Here is a 14,914-nt window from a genome sequence, read left to right as displayed (position 1 = left end):
CAAGCTGGTGACTCTCCCAGCGTGGGGCTGCAATGGTGGCGATCCATGGCACATCACAAATTCAGGGCACCGCTTTTGTGGCCGCATGCCTCGCGAGATCATCTACCCATGGCTGCTGGTCAAGCTAGGCAGAGATCGATCGCGGAAGATCTAGAAAACGCAAGAAGGAGGATGCCGATGCGACTAGATCTTGATAGCTTCTACCGAGAGTTCCTACCTGTCGGCGCCAGTGTCGAGAGTATCCCTCTGAAGCCGCTTGGGTTCGCTGTAAAGCCGCTGAAGGTGCATTCATCACCTAGGCGCGCCACTGCTCGAGCCGTTGCTGCGTTAGCAGCTGCAGCTGCCGCATCGAGCTGCAAGCTTCAAGCTGGAGAGAAGGTGCCGCGCCGGCTTGCCCAGCCTGCCGGAGTTGTTGAGAATGGCGCCGCGAGCGATTTGCTACGTGCGGGTCTTGCAACGCCAAGCAGGGTTGGACCACTTGAATGCTTCGAACTCACGCGTGAGGGGGTAGAAGCCATCCGCAAGACCATCCCGCAAGATGCACAAGCGACGTACTTCGGCAAGGGCGAGTGCGCGTAATCTCCAAGTTGAGACTCGCGCAATCCCCTGTTGGGTGCCGCCTCCGAGAACTGAAATTGATCTTTAGAGGCAAGGTATGAGTCAGCATCCATAGACCGTGCCCTTATCTTGGCAACGATGCTTCTGATGCCTCGCTTCTGATAAGTGCTGGCCGGGTGGCTTGGTTATGCGTCTCTGCCGTGCTTTCTCCCATGCAGGCGAAGTGCCAGCGGACGATAGCCAAGCTGTTAGTGCGACAGCAGCCACTCGTGCACCTTTGCCGCAATGGCCGTCGCGCCAGCTTCCCGCATGGAGCATTCCCACACGACGAAGGTTCGCCAACCGGCTTCCTTCAAAGCTCTATCCGTCTTCCAGTCTCGATCTACGTTGCTGTTGAACTTCGCCTGCCAAAATTCAATGTTCGAAGAAGGAGTGGTAGCGAAACGACAACCGCGATGGCGGTGCCAGTAGCACCCGTGCACGTGGACGACAGCCTTGTACTTCGGAAACACAATGTCCGGCCTGCCGGGCAGTCTCTTGTCGTGGATCCGAAAGCGCAGGCCGCGGCGGTGGAGCGCACTGCGCAGTTCTACCTCCGGCTTGGTGTTCTTGCCACGGATGTTCGCCATCATGCGGGACCGCGTCGTTCGGTCCACGACGTCACTCATCGACGTCGCTCGGATTTGCCAGTCGCCCGCTTGCAGGACAGGTCACTAATGGGCGGGCGAGCGAACACCGGCTGGCCCAAAGAATGCAAGATCAGGACATTCCGGCGTGCCGATGAGGAGCGCTCTATCAAGAAGCCGGTTTCCCTCCTCACAACTTGTTTCGGGGAGCAACGTGCAGCCGTGGCACGCAGCGAGATTCACGCTCCCAGCTCCTTGTGCCGGGCTCTCGACGCAAACCGGGTCATTGGAGCACCACATCGATCTTCGAATCGTTGCAAGCACCAGCTCCTCCAGTTTGCCGGCGGTGCCTTGGTTCACGAGCCCACCTAGCGTTCCTTCAGAGTCGCCCGAGGCAGTGTAGAGCAGCATGCCAAGCATCGGCCTCGCTCGGTCTTCAAGGCTGCAGTAAATGCGTTCTCGGAGGGCAGAGGAACCGTATCCGCACAAGAAGGTGAGTTCTCTGATTAGCCCGTGAGCCATGGTGTGCAAAAACAGAAAACGTGCGTCGATGCCGCGAGGCTCGAGATTCCTGCTGACCCTTTGCCCGTCGTAACGGGCGAGAAGCGCCGACGTACGGTCAATCACAGGCTTCGTTCGTGCCCACTTGGTAACAACTTCATCATCAAGCTCGAGGAAGATGCCTTCGCCTCTGACGACCGTCGCGGGCAACCAGTCCGGATGAGGAGCTCGGGACAGGTGCTGCTCGGCACCGGCTCCCCCAGGCGGGTTGATCCGCGTAAAGCCGGTCAGGACACGGGTCTCGCGGAGCTTACGGACCAGCCCGACCGACCGCACGAAACCGGAGAGCCAGCCGTACTGCGTTCCAGGAACCACTTCGCACAACAAGTCCGATCGATGGTCAGCACTGCCCTGCCTCAGTACCTCGAACTCCTGCCTGCGAAACTCCTCTTCCGATCCTGCTTGCTGCTCCCGCCGCTGAGATCTTGAAAGCTTTGCAAGCACCGCGGCCAGCAGCACTTCTGCATCTACACCGCTCAGTTGCGCCACCATCCTGATAGCGGTCTCATTTACTTGTCCGTCTACATTTCCAGCGGTTAGTGCTGCCCACTTCGCTGGGTCTTCCAGCATGCTCCTGATCTTTGGGTCTACCTGCGCGATCTCCGTTGGAATGTAGATCGAACTCGCGACGTTCGCGAAATAGAGGTTCGAAGCGCCGCGGAGCAGCGTTTTGAGCGGTTGCCTGCAATCTTCGTCGCCCGGATCTTCGCCGAGCCAAGGCCGAGCCCCGGTGCAGTGAGCTCCCTTGCTATCAAGGGCAAAGTCCTGAAATGCGTGGGCAAGCGATTGTATCTTGCCGCAGCTTTTGCACTCCACCTTCGTGCCCTGAATGCTGGCGGCGCTCCGACCGGACTTGAAGTACAGCTCGCCACCATCGGCGCAAGTGCAGTCGATCCAGCGGCGAAATGGGAAATCCTGCACGTGTCCGCTCTCGCAGGCCGCCACGATCCGGATGGGGATCATCCGCCGGCCGCGCGATCTACCCTCTGAGCAGGCGTTGCAGTTGGGCTGATCGCCAAAGATTGGCGCTTTGTACATCCGGAAGCATCTGGGGCAGTAATGCCATCTCGGGAAGCGGACGTAAGGGACCCTGAGCTTCGGGCCCCCCGTGTTCTCGCTGAAGTCGGGCGGAAGCACGAAGAAAGCCCTGCCAAGCTTCGCTTGAAGACGTTCCTCCGCGATGCGCAGATCTGAGGGTGGCCCTTCGGCAAACCAGCTATCGATGCCTGCGCACATGAGCGCCTCATCGTTTCGAAAATCGGTAATCGCACCAACTCCGAACGGTGAGATCAGCGAACCTCTCCGTACGGGCCGTTTGCGGACCAATGCCGGCCTTCTTCTGGGTCCAGCCTGAGACCGTCCAGGGCGCCTCACGAGACCGCACCGGTTCTGTACTCGCGAATTAGTACAGCCTCGCTTTCGGCATCAACGTTGCGCATCGAGGCCATGGTGGGCTTGGTGTATTTCCACTCCTCGTCTGGTGGCGACTTCCCAGCCGGCCAGAGCAGAGGTTCATTTTCACTCGAGCCAATGAAGTCGCCATAGGACTGAGGTCGCCAGCGATCCCATAGGTCTAAGAAGTCGTCGAGCTTCTCCAGAGCTACGCGAGCATCTTCAGGCGAGACTGCCGCGGCCCGAGTTCCGATTACGTCTCTGATCATCTCGCGAGTGCTCGGCGAAATACCCGCCTGCGGCGACTGTAAAAGCTCCGGAACTCTGTAGCGAGCCAGAGTTACGGCTAGAGCGTGAATGGCCCGTTCCGATACGGGCACGGCAAAGGGCGTCACACTTGTCGGTTCGACGTGCCGGTATACGTTCTCGTGATAAGATCTGAAGCTTTCAAAATGTGACCTGTCCCGCGGTTTGAACGGGTTGTAATTCGTGACGACAAGTCCTGGCTTGTTCTTGTCGCGACCGACGCGACTGGAAGCTTGAATGTATTCCGAAGCTGTCTTTGGCTGGCCCACGATCGTCATTACGCTTAGTCTCGGGACGTCCAGCCCGACCTGGATCATGTTCGTGGCTAGGCACATGTCCACGGTCGCGGGGGACGGAAGCCCAGTGAACAGTTTCTGCAGCGTCCCGGGGATCTCGCTGCTGCGAAGGCGGCTGGTAAGCTCCTCGTCTCGGTTGATGAAACGTCGGAGCGACTTCGCGCCGTCGCCGAGCAAGTCTGCCCGCAGTCCGATCCTGTCCCAGACTGCGTTCAGGTACTCCCTGATGTCGGCTTGTATCAGCGTTGCTGCGCGTCCTAGCTCCCGTAGCGAGTTGAAGTAGCACATCAAGGTCCAGTACGGGTCACGGAAGGCGTCAGAGACTGGCTCGCATGCAGGCTTCGCGAGCAGTGCAGGTGCCTGCAGAAGCGCGGAAACAGTCCTGATTTGCGCCACCACGTGGGACGAGAGAGCGCTGCCTAGCACGCCCACATAGAGGCGCCCGCATACGTCCTTTCGCTCCTGTGCGAAGTACGACTCCCCTGCGCGAAGACCCTGAGGCGGGAAAAGTACTGCAGGACGGTTGTAGAGCGACTTCACCTGTTCAACGGCTCTGGCGATCGTCGCGGTGGACGCAATCACTTTGGGGCCGACGCGCCGGCCGTCAATCCGTCCGGTACACAGCTCGTCGATCACTGTTTCGTAGTGACCCACCATCGATCCGAGAGGACCTGCAATCAGGTGGAGTTCGTCCTGTATGACGAGGTCCGGTGGCGTGACTTGCTTGTCCGCATCCAAGCCGAAGATCTTTCGCGCGTCCGGCTGCCAAGGCATCATCGCGAACTTATCGACGGTCCCGATGATCATCGTAGGAGGTGAGGCGTAGATGCGCTCATCGACTACCTCGAGAGGAAGGCCAGCGTGTGAATTGAAGTCGCAGCCGGGATCCTCGCACCTAAATCGTACCTGAGCCGGGTTAGCCTGCGGCTCATAGCCAAAGACACGGGTCTTTCGCCCGAATTCGCGGGGGCCCATGTCGATCCCGCACCAAGGACATGAGAGGACGATGAACCGGTTGTCCCCCTCTCCCTGACCGAGCTTCGCCAGATCGGAAACGGCTTCCTTATTGCGGTTCGGAGTGACGCCTGAGCCTAGCCACAGGCCGATCGTTATCGGCTCAGTGCCGAAGCTCTCGGGGTCCTTGCGCCGGATCAGCTCTAGCGCACAGATCAGGGACGCAGCTCTCTGGAATTGCTGAGTTGTCAGCAACCGCAGCGTGTAGCGCATGAGCACAGTGGTGCCCGCATTTGCCGGATCGACCAACCTTCGATGCAGGATGCTGAAGGCAGCCAGTCCCAAGTAGGCTTCGGTCTTTCCGCCGCCAGTCGGGAACCAGATGACGTCGACGAGGTCGCGGGCCGCACCTTTTGGCTCCGTGAACGGTGCAAGATTCATGAGCACAAAGGCGAGCTGGAAGGGCCGCCAGGCAGTCGAGTAGGGATACTCGGGAGCACTGTAGGTCCGTTCTGGCGCGTAGCCGCCTGTGGCTTCGATCCAGCCCCGGCGGAGCTCCGCTTCCGACGAAAGAGCGTAGTGAGCTCGTTGCTCTACCATCGCTCTGTTCATCAGTTTGAACGCGTCAAGCGCATCTGCGTCGGAATTCAAGATCGCGATGCCGTCTTTCATGCGTTCGAGGCAGGCTAGGCAATTATCGAGATGCTGGGATGCCACTTGCTGCAATGCAGCTGACAAGCTGGGATCGGATTGCAGTTCGTCACGACGTTCATCGATCCATGCAGCATACGCGGCTGCAAGGCTCGTGCAGGAAGCGACGATCTGATCAACCGTTCCCTCTGCCAGGCGTCCCATCGAAAGGTCGACCCCGGCAATCTGATCCCGCGGCAGAATGGGAGCCTGCTCGTGGACCGGCATCACTTCCGTGCGCACGGCGTTCACTTCGCCTTCTTCGGCAGTCTCCCAGTCAGCGGCGCAACCATGTCCAACTGCATAAATCGGCCGGTGCCGGTACAGCAGCCGCAGCGACAACTCTTCGGCATCCGAAAGCTCTTCAGACCTCTCGGCGTAAGGAAGGATACGGCTTCCGCGCAGTGGTCGCACTTGAAAGCCGCACTGGAAGAAACAGGCTTCGTTGCGCGGTTCAGATTCGCTCGCGTTCATGAGTGTGATGGTGACGAGCCGGGTAGTGGGAGAGGTGCTCCAATGGCGGCTCATTACATGGAGAACGAGCGTTGCCTTTCCTGACTCCTCAACGAGTGTTTTCCGCTGCTGCTGGACGGTCAGCAGTGACTCTCGATCGAGCTCAAGTGTTCGTCGGGTGGGCCGGCGGAACCAGAGTGTCTGACCCTCTTCAGAACGCGAATTGGTGCTGTAGCCGCGGAGCGTAACACCTTCGTAGGTTGCCCACTCAACTTCTACCTCCAGATCTCCTTCCGTCTCGACAAGGAAACTGATCCCCATCGTACTGGGCAGGAAAACGAACGCCGGTTCGACATCCTGGTCGGACTCCTCGGAACGATCATCCGTGGGCGCAGAACTAGTAGCCTGACCGTCATCTTCGTTATCACCGCGATCGCTGTCGATTGGTTCGGCCTGTTCGAGAGCCGCGGTGCCCTCGCCAGGATCAAGACTTCCCGAATAGGTCACTCCGCGCGGGAACAGGATGCCAGCACCGTATCTATATCTTGGAGGGTCCTGCGGACGCAGGACTTCCTCGCCGATGAGCTCAGGGCGCTGCCCGTCCCACTGCATCATCGGGTGGCCGGGTGCCGGTCCAACAAGCTCCCTGCGCAGCCAGTTTACGACGAACTCTCGGACGGCTGCAGCACTGCCGAGTTCTTCCGGAATGCCAAAGTAGTTGCCGCTCATTGGCCGATTACCTTCAAAAGACCTTTTGCGATCTTCCGATCATATGTAGCGCGACAGTTACGATGAACCAGCATGTACAACTGAACGCGGGCCCTTGACATCGCAACGTACAAGAGGGCCTCGCCTTCACCTTCTTCCAAAGTATCCACATCAACGATAATCACTACCGCTGCTTCAAGGCCTTTGTAGGCCCAAATGGTGGAATATGGGACAATTCCCTTTGGTGAGGGACTGAAGGCTGCGTCGGCTAGTTGCCATGGGCTTTCAGTCGGCAACTTGGAAAAGTCTGAATTGTCGAGCCGGTACTTTCCAAGGACAACGACTTCATCTGCAGGTATGCCATCGTCCTTGAGTTTTCGGAAGACCTTTGCTAGCAGTGCCCCTTGGTCTGATGACCTCGAGTAGAACAGCGTCTCGACTGCGTCTCCCTCTGGCTGACCGGTATGCAGTTTCAGGCTGGCGAAGCCGGAAAGATGTGATGTCTGAACGGCAATGCGCCGGGTGTTCCGACAATTCTTCGTCAGTGGGACTACGGTGCAAGCCCCCAAGCATGATCGAGCAATGTCGAGGCTTTCCTTCGGTGTATCGTATAGCGCCTGCTGAGAGTAGTCGCCGAACAGAACTACTTGAGCTCCTTCAACGCTGCGTATCCACGCGTTCGCAATGGCTACAAGCGCTTCAGAGCGGAAGTCCTGAGCCTCGTCGATCAACACGGCATCGAACCGCTCATTGGCTTCATCGAGAGCCATCGCTCCGTACAAGGGGTACAGCTCCGAGAAGAGATCGGGATGGCCGCGGTGCTTGCGGAACTCATCGGCGAACTGACTGACTTTGATCCTGTCTTCGAGCAGTTTGTGTAGGGAGCCGGCTACTACCCGACCCCCGGGCATGCCTTGCACCCTTGTTGCAAGCCAAGCGCCGAGCATCTTGTTGTAGCATGCCAGGAGCACGGATTTTCCTTGCTCGGCTAAGCGTCGGGCATACTCGACCGCAAGGGTTGTCTTGCCCGTGCCCGCAGGGCCTATGACCACGCAACGGGGATTTATCTCAACCGTGTCGAGCGCATCATATTGTTCGTCGGTCAACGCCCTTAGCTGATCCTCGACTGGCTTAAGGCTGGCCCCCGCCGTGCGAACGCGATCGAAGTCGGGTCTGAAAAAGCTCTTCAAGCTGTTTATGGGGGCAAGGAATGCTGCCCTCGCACCTTCGCCGGGCATCGCCGCTGTCAGCGTGGGACACTTCTCTATGAGAGCAGCAATCGGCCGCTCGAGATTATGCCGGTCCAAGACATCTCCGCGAGCGAATTCCGGACATGGAGGAGGACAATCGACATCCGGCAGAACGACCAGATATCCAAAGGGCACATGCGCCTCCGCAGAGTTCTGGCCAAACCTTTCTTCCACCGCCTTGCGCAACTTGAACATCGCACTTCGGGCTTGCGCGAATGGCGAGCGCTTTAACTCGTGCGTCCAGCCGTGGCGGTCTTTTGATCTCCAGACACCATCCTTTTGAGATACGCCGCCCCCCTTGACCTCGATGCAGACGACGCCCCGTTTTGGGATCACAACGACGAAATCGATCTCTCCAAAGTGACCTGTGTAGCTGCTCGAGAGTCCAAGAGAGTGAAAAACAGTCCAATCCTCAGTTCCGGGCTCGCCTGCCAGCTTCACGAATAACCGACGCTCGGAATCCGGAATGTCTGCTGGGGGGATCGGGGGGATAAGGCGGGCCACTAGCAACCCGCTCCCACTATAACATTCCTCAGCATGTCATCACGCCAGTCCTCGCGCCCCCAATGGAGTGCATTGACGATGTTCGCGGGCCAGTGCGCAGGAGCTTGAATGCTTTGAACGGACACGAGCCAAAGCAATCCCAAGGAGAGTTCAACCGCCTGCTCATGCTCGAAATCTGCGAACATGAGGTCGCTGCACTCTTCCTCGAGTGCTTGAGTGAGCTGCATTCCCGCTCGCATGTGCAGCGTTCGCAACCTCACGATTGCGTCCCAGCATTCCTGCCACTTCTTGTCGTCGGGCTGCTCGCCTGCGGCTTCGACGATTATTGAGATGTCGTCCTGCGATCGCGGGCCAATCATGCCATCATCAAGCAGCCAGTAGCGAATCGTCACGGGGTCACGGTGTAATCCGAGCCAGGAAAGCTTCTGCCAGAGCGTAGCTGGGTTCGGTGAGATCTTCTTCAGAGCGGTCTTCCAGCGCTGTCCAGCTTCCCAGAGCTGCGCGTAGGTGGTTGGGCCCGCCGTATCTTCAGCGATAAGTCGAATGACATCCTTATCCCCGGCCTCTCGGAGCAGCAGCCGGTCTCCAGTAAGCAGCTCATCGACCGTCCTGCGGATGATGGCACTTGTCCCCTGCTGAGCGAGCACCGAAACAGCGTGATTTGGCGTAAATACCGCCCACGAGCAGCCAGAAAACCGACAAAGCCTGCCTTCCCGTGTCTGGTCCGTCTCGGCCCTTGATCCCTCTGGCAAGACGCACTTCGGTTTTCGAGATGCGCTGGCGACGCGCTCAATTGCGATTGGGCTGTCGTCAGGAGTCTTGGACGGCGGTTCCGGTCTCTTGCTTGCGAAGGTGCTCGCAGCGAAGCCCGTTAAGCGCGCCTTGACGTCCAAATCGGGTGAAAGCCGTTTGCGGAGGTTGCTTCGACGCTCCAGTCGTGATTGGTAAATATGCTGCTCGAAGTCGTATGCTACCAATGCGATTGTAGAAGCAGGGCATGGATCGAAAAAACGGGCGAAGGTCTTCCTGGCCATGAGCGAACAGGCAACCACACGCTCGCCTTCAACATGCTCCCGCATCTCTGACACTGATACGATTTCCTGCGGAGCGACCAGGCCCTCCAGAGCCGATCTGGCAAGATCTCGGTCATTGGCGCTTCCGAACACGATGCTCTGCGGGTTAAGGCTTTCGATGGCCGCAAGCAGCGCGTCAGCCTTTGGAGTAGTCGCACCTGCAGCGTATCGGTCGATGAAGGCAGCAAGCGCGTCGATAGTTCGGGTCATAGGCTGCAGCACAGTCGGAGCTGTAGTGTGTTTCAGAGAGAGAATGGCTCCGCGTGCATCTGACATTCGGGCTAGGAAGGCTTTCCGATGCTCTTCCTCCGGCGTGATTAGCCACCCGGTCGCCTCTAGGAAGAGGCCCCATAGACGTGAAAGTTGGTCCTCGACTGCATCATCCAACAGCTCGTCGTGGTCGAAGTCGACAGACCCAACCGCGTCTCCGAGTTGCTGCAGGGCAGCGTAGCAATCTGCCAAGGAACTCTCGTTCGCGATTTCACAAGTCAGGTCGAGTTCTCTTTCGCGGCGAGCCGCGCGCGTGTTCTTGTCGAGACACGGAAGTCCTACAATTCGGCTCTCATCATCGCCGAGCAACTCCGAGGGTGCCGGCTCCCACACAATCCAGCCGTCCTTGCTGAGCAGCGATACACGGTCCCTCGCGCTTGCGTCGGCAAGAACAACCATGCGCTGCCTTTGAGCGATCCGCGAGGCCGTCTCGAGATTCTGCAGCACACCATCGAGCCATTTGCTCACGAACAGCTTGCTTCCAACTGAAGCCTCTTCAGCGGCTCGTCGCGCTGCAACGAAGTTCCGAGTAGCTGCGATGAGCGGCTCCCCTGGAGTTGATCTAGGATGCTCTATGTAAACGGTGCCATCCTCCCCGACGCTGCCCCAAGGGAACTCGTTACCCAGCGCGTCGATGCAGTCAGTATCCTCGCAGTCCGTAGGCAGCAGCCTAGTCTCTTGCAGGAAGGCCTGCAGGTCGGTCCGACTACCGAGGAGCACAACTCTGTTTGTTAGCAGTGCATGATTGCCCAAGGTCCGAGTGCCGCACAGCCGATCGATGGTGGTCGGGACGGCTCTCGACCAAAGCTTCCGATCTGGCCCCAAAGGGCGAGATCTCTCAGTTGGCTCAAGTCGGCGAAGATCCTCGCCCCAGACCGCGAACCTTCCCTTCCCAGCGCCTTTTTTTACATCGAGGTACTGCAGCCAGTACCCTGGTCGATCGCTGATGTGCGGCGGCACAACCCCGGCGACCTTGTACACGTAGCCATCGGGGAGAACCCTTACCTTTTGATCCGGGCAAAATGTCCGTGCAATCTGAGCCGAGGCGTTGTCAGCCGTGTCCCGAGGAAGACACGAGAACGCCGCGATGACTGATGTCAGGTGCTCGACCCCTTGGGATTGCGGCAGCAGCAGGCAGATGCCTCCCGTGGGCTCAGCGAGCGCCGCATTGCAGATAAGCTTCATAAGATGGGAGGCTGGTGCCGGCCGGCCAGCGGCCCCGGGCAGTAGCAGTTCGGGGCACAAACGCCTGCCCCTTGAGCGATCACTCTCATCCGACACAAGTCGCCCCCGCCCACCAACACAGACGGACAGACCGTCGGCGTCAAGCACTGATTCACGCAGGTTCAATCGGCGGCGGCGCGAACCTTCTCCACCGCGTCAATGACAACCCGGCATTGCTTGGCCGACGGCCTTCGGTTCCAGCCGCCGGCCGCGTAAGTTGCGACGGTCTGACAAATCGCAGCTACCTTCCAGTGGAGGAGCCCGCTTTGCTTTCCCTCTTCACTGATTCTAAGCAGGGTTCCTGCGTCAAGCTCCATCGTCTTCTGGATGAGGAGGTAATCCGCAGAGGTCAGCGGCACCGCCGGCTTGGCGCTTCCGTGCTCTGGTGATCGTCCTCCCTGATGCATGAGCTCGGGAGGCAGAGCGGCCGGGGGTGCGGGCATTTGCGCACACAAAGAGGCCCAGCACTCCTCCTTCTTCGCCCACTCCGTTGGCATCCGATTGCCTGCGGTTTCTCGCACAAGGCGATCCACCTCTGCTGCCCAAGTGGCGACCAGTGCCTCAAACCCTTCGGATAGACTCTGCTGCTTCCAGATAAGGCCGAAATCCATTCGACCGCCTGTAAGCTGGCCTATCAACGCCACTGTGTAAGCAGAGATAAGCGCACGATAGGCCGGAAAACCGGCCTGCCGCACAATCCGCTCAGTGGTCCGATAAAGAATCGCAGTGGCGATCAGGCGCTGGAACCAAGGCTCGTCTATCTCGATGGGAGACTGCTTCAGGCGCTGCATGAATAACTGGAAGTTTTTCTGACCACCACGTGCGACTTCAAAGGGGCGCCCCTCCCATGCCGAAACGTATCTGGCGAGGTCGGTCTTTGTGAATCTTCGCTCTTTTGGTGTTTCGACCTTAAACAGCCTTTTGGTTGCAGCACTAAGCTCGGCATTATCTTCGGCAACGCCATAGGTGCCTCTGGCCCGTTCGTAGAACCACCGAGTTCGCCCGTCCGGCGACCACGAATTGTTCGCTAGTCGCTCCACGTCCCAATGAAACGGGTCGTTCGCTGAGAAGTCGGCAGGTTGGACGGTATTCTGCGTATTCGCTGATCTAGAAATGCTTCGAACCATTTCATCGAGTGCGGTCGCGTTCCCTTTCACGTGAATGATCTTTGTGGGGACCATGACATGTGAGATGTCTGCGCGCTCCTTCCGTTTCGCCCTGAAGAGTGAAGCAGTGGTCTGGCCACCGTTCACAATCTGCAGGCCCTTGAGGCTGCCGACCGCGACGCCGTTTTCGTTCGTACACAAGGATATGTCATCTACGGTTGCGACGATGCCATTGTTGAAAGCTAGGAAACGATCAGGGCTTCGGAGCAGGGTGTCTCGAAGTCCTGCATTCGCGGTTTTCTTTCCGCGGACGCCCAGGAAAGCTCGAACGTTCAGCTCGAGAAGACGGGTGCCAAACTTCGCGTAAATCCTGCTCAGGAGCTCTCCCGGCACGGCTGCCAGGTAGGTGTCATACTCGCCGGTGGAGGAAGGGATCTTAAGGCATGGTAGGGGCGCACCTAATTCGTTCGTCAAATCAACTTCGATGTCCTCGCGTGATGCCCCTTCCCCGAGTACACGGATCAGCCGCTTTAGATCGAATATCTCGAAGCGGATGATGGTGCCTTCGATCTGCCGCTCCTGCAGCACTGCGGCAGGAATCTCAGCGTCAGTGACAACAATGACTCGAACCAATGAAATCTGTTGAGCGGTGTTTTCGATTTGCTTTCCGAATTCCTGAACTTCGGGTGCTACACATTCGGCGCGGCGAAGCCCGTCCCGAGTTGCTTCGGTGTAAAAGCGCAAACAGCGTTCCGCCGCCTCGCGAATTTGAGGCAGGCCGAGTTTGCTATCCGGCTCACAAAGAAGAGCGCTCATCAGGATGAGGGTCTCGCCATCCTCGTCCAGCGCTCCCAACGACATTCTCGCGCGAGCAGAGCCGATCATGCCGTCAAAAGGTAGACGACTGAGATTCTCAACGATGCCTGCTTCCTCAAGAAGCCGTCCAACGATCGCAGCGAAGTGGTCGGCATTCGCTTCGCTGCCTTCGATGGACGCTTCTTCATGAGCTGCAGAGATCAAGCCGGAACGGAAAGCGACAAGGTCTTCGGTCACGCGCACTCTCCAGGTTGATCAGGCAGGCTAGCTCCCAAGCTGATGGCTCGCAACTGAAGCGCCGGCCGCTGCAGCATGCCTCATTGATGTGGAAAGCTCTCCGTTGCCCTGGACCACGCAGCAAGACTTGGTAAGTCGAACGGAGGGAGGTTGGTTCGCATGCGCAGTTTTGAGGTGGTAGATCTGTTCGCTGGACCGGGCGGCCTTGCAGAAGGTTTCTCAGCTTACAAAGTGGACGGCGCACCCGCCTTCAAGGTGCGACTCTCGGTAGAGAAGGAGGCATCGGCATTCGCGACTCTGCGCCTCAGAAGCTTCACTCGACAATTCGGTGGCAGTCTTCCTGAGGCTTACTACGCGTACGTGGCAGGGGAACTGCCACGGGAGGAGCTGGGGCGGCTCCATCCACAGGAATGGCAGGCCGCATGTGAAGAAACGCATCAGCTTGAGCTCGGCCAGCCTTCTTCTGCTGAGACGATCGATCCGCTGCTTGACGCAATCCGTGAGCGGAGCGGGGCCGAGGTGGTCCTCGTTGGTGGGCCACCATGCCAAGCTTACTCTCTGGTCGGCCGCGCGCGAAATCTAGGCAAGCAGGACTATGATGCTGCCGCAGATCAGCGGCATTTCCTATATAGAGAGTACATTCGAATACTTGAGCGGCTGCAGCCCGCAGCATTCATCATGGAAAACGTCAAAGGCTTCCTTTCATCTGCCATAAACGGAGAGCGTATCTTTGATCGCGTGTTGCGCGACTTGCGAGCCGCGGGACCGTCGCCAGAGAGCTATCTGATCATTCCCCTTGTCGAGGGCTACAGCCGTAGCGGACAAGAATACGTCGTGAAGGCGGAGCGGCATGGTGTGCCCCAAGCGCGACATCGGGTGATCTTGTTTGGGGTTCGAGCTGACATTGCCGCCGAGTTGGACTTGAGCAAATGCAATCTCGCTTTGGAGCGGAATACCTCGAAGGTTGAAGATGTTCTCAGGAGTATGCCTCGCCTTCGCAGCGGCCTCAGTCGGTCCGTTGATGATCCGCAAACTTGGCGGCTCGCTGTTACAAGTGCGCTTATGGCTGCGGAATCGGGGGCCCTGCGTATGGGAACCTCCGTTTCGGTCAGGGTCGCGGAATGCTTGGCACGGCACCTGAGCGCCTTCAAAGCTTCGAAAGAAGCGCCTCCCCGCAAGTCCACGGAACTCGCGTCCGTTTCGAACAACTCCTTGGCTGCTTGGCTCGTGGATCCGAGGCTGACCCGGCTGCTCAACCACGAAGCTCGAGGGCACATGCAAGGTGACCTAGCCCGCTATGCGTACGCCGCCGCGTTTGCAGAAACCCAGGGGCGATCTCCCAAGGCAGACGAGTATCCAAGTAATCTAGCACCGCAACATGCAAACTGGCTATCGGGGAAGTTCGCTGACAGATTTCGTGTCCAGTGCTGGGATGCCCCGGCGACTACCATCACGAGCCACATATCGAAGGATGGTCACTACTTCATTCATCCGGACGTGTTGCAATGTAGGAGTTTGACGGTCCGCGAAGCTGCACGCCTGCAAACCTTTCCCGATAACTACTTCTTCGAAGGCAATCGAACAGAACAGTATGTTCAGGTCGGAAACGCTGTGCCACCGCTTCTAGCGTACAAGATTGCAGAGACGGTCTACCGTGTTCTGGCATCCCGGTCGGGTGGGCCTAGGAGTTTCGGAGGCAAGGTTGCTGAGGTTCCCGGCGCAGCCTGATTAGGCCCGGTCCCGAGTGCCTGCGTTCGGCTACATCTTTGGACGCTTGGCGGAGCCCCAGGCCAGACTCTCAGTGGGTCACCAGGAGGTCATCAGCCGGAACGGCAGCGAGCTAAAAGCAGCTTCGGCTGTAAAGGAATGATAACCGGGACTCAGGAGCCT

Annotated in this window: 8 protein-coding genes; 2 read left to right on the top strand and 6 right to left on the bottom strand. The window is 58.5% G+C overall.

Annotated features, from left to right (window positions below; all coding sequences use genetic code 11):
• Positions 1 to 177: 177 nt before the first annotated feature.
• On the top strand, positions 178 to 579 hold the full coding sequence (locus V6R86_RS01805; RefSeq protein ID WP_338501532.1) for a hypothetical protein: 402 nt from the start codon (positions 178 to 180) through the stop codon (positions 577 to 579).
• A gap of 227 nt (positions 580 to 806) precedes the next feature.
• Here V6R86_RS01805 and V6R86_RS01800 read toward each other — a convergent pair whose 3' ends face one another.
• The 6 genes from V6R86_RS01800 to V6R86_RS01775 all read right to left on the bottom strand — a co-directional run bounded on the left by V6R86_RS01800 (position 807) and on the right by V6R86_RS01775 (position 13,024).
• The gene (locus tag V6R86_RS01800) at positions 807 to 1,226 is read right to left on the bottom strand and encodes a DNA mismatch endonuclease Vsr (protein WP_338501531.1); all 420 of its coding nucleotides are present in this window, start codon (positions 1,224 to 1,226) and stop codon (positions 807 to 809) included.
• Between the two features lie 45 nt (positions 1,227 to 1,271).
• Complete coding sequence (locus V6R86_RS01795) at positions 1,272 to 3,119, bottom strand: DUF1998 domain-containing protein (protein ID WP_338501529.1); 1,848 nt, start codon at positions 3,117 to 3,119, stop codon at positions 1,272 to 1,274.
• Positions 3,116 to 6,565 (bottom strand): helicase-related protein, encoded by a 3,450-nt coding sequence (locus V6R86_RS01790; protein ID WP_338501526.1) that lies wholly within the window; start codon positions 6,563 to 6,565, stop codon positions 3,116 to 3,118. The genes V6R86_RS01795 and V6R86_RS01790 overlap by 4 nt, the downstream gene beginning before the upstream one ends.
• Positions 6,562 to 8,298, bottom strand: a complete 1,737-nt coding sequence (locus V6R86_RS01785; RefSeq protein WP_338501523.1) for a nuclease-related domain-containing DEAD/DEAH box helicase — start codon at positions 8,296 to 8,298, stop codon at positions 6,562 to 6,564. Before V6R86_RS01785 ends, V6R86_RS01790 begins: the two co-directional genes overlap by 4 nt.
• Positions 8,298 to 10,109: a DrmE family protein gene (locus tag V6R86_RS01780; RefSeq protein ID WP_338501521.1), complete on the bottom strand. Its 1,812-nt coding sequence runs from the start codon at positions 10,107 to 10,109 to the stop codon at positions 8,298 to 8,300. Before V6R86_RS01780 ends, V6R86_RS01785 begins: the two co-directional genes overlap by 1 nt.
• An 878-nt stretch (positions 10,110 to 10,987) precedes the next feature.
• Positions 10,988 to 13,024, bottom strand: coding sequence for an AIPR family protein (locus tag V6R86_RS01775; protein WP_338501519.1), 2,037 nt, complete (start codon positions 13,022 to 13,024; stop codon positions 10,988 to 10,990).
• 159 nt (positions 13,025 to 13,183) lie between these two features.
• Between V6R86_RS01775 and V6R86_RS01770 the strand changes: the two genes are divergently transcribed.
• Positions 13,184 to 14,752 (top strand): DNA cytosine methyltransferase, encoded by a 1,569-nt coding sequence (locus V6R86_RS01770; protein WP_338501516.1) that lies wholly within the window; start codon positions 13,184 to 13,186, stop codon positions 14,750 to 14,752.
• The last annotated feature ends 162 nt before the right edge of the window (positions 14,753 to 14,914 follow it).

This window comes from Sphingomonas kaistensis (assembly GCF_036884275.1).
GTDB classification, from domain to species: Bacteria; Pseudomonadota; Alphaproteobacteria; order Sphingomonadales; family Sphingomonadaceae; genus Sphingomicrobium; species Sphingomicrobium kaistense_A.
This window is presented reverse-complemented; position numbering and strand designations above follow the sequence as displayed.

Excerpts from the sequence above, each read along its gene's own strand:
- V6R86_RS01805 (WP_338501532.1), top strand. The coding sequence starts at position 178 with ATGCGACTAGATCTTGATAGCTTCTACCGAGAGTTCCTACCTGTCGGC.
- V6R86_RS01800 (WP_338501531.1), bottom strand. The coding sequence starts at position 1,226 with ATGAGTGACGTCGTGGACCGAACGACGCGGTCCCGCATGATGGCGAAC.
- V6R86_RS01790 (WP_338501526.1), bottom strand. The coding sequence starts at position 6,565 with ATGAGCGGCAACTACTTTGGCATTCCGGAAGAACTCGGCAGTGCTGCA.
- V6R86_RS01770 (WP_338501516.1), top strand. The coding sequence starts at position 13,184 with ATGCGCAGTTTTGAGGTGGTAGATCTGTTCGCTGGACCGGGCGGCCTT.